We start from the raw sequence: 298 nt of genomic DNA, 5'->3' as shown, positions 1-298 counted from the left end.
CTGCCAACGGCAACGATACAATGCCATCACCTTCTCGGCTGGCCATCGCTCACGCGGAAGATTGGTCATCCATATACAGAACCGTTTTTCCTCTGCAAACCAACGTCTTATGAGTCGATATTTATACTTTCCCGAACTCACATCCAGATCCAGAACCTCGGCTCTGCAGCTTCTCCGATCGATATCCTTGAGCTTTTTTCCGAGTAACTTGGGCATTTCCCTGCCGTCCTGTCGGTAAGCTGCCTGTACTTTGGGATTGAGATTTTGACTCCCTCTGACCAGATAGCTTCCTTTGGCT

General features: G+C 49.3%; 1 protein-coding gene. It reads right to left on the bottom strand.

Features of this window, described 5'->3' with window-relative positions; translation table 11 throughout:
* Positions 1-298: transposase (locus tag J9892_RS20450; RefSeq protein WP_349237052.1), on the bottom strand; the 298-nt coding region annotated here is incomplete at both ends.

Source organism: Aeromonas sp. Prich7-2, assembly GCF_017939255.1.
GTDB classification, from domain to species: domain Bacteria; phylum Pseudomonadota; class Gammaproteobacteria; order Enterobacterales; family Aeromonadaceae; genus Aeromonas; species Aeromonas caviae.
The sequence above is the reverse complement of the archived record's forward strand: the minus strand, read 5'-3'. Positions and strand labels throughout refer to the sequence as shown.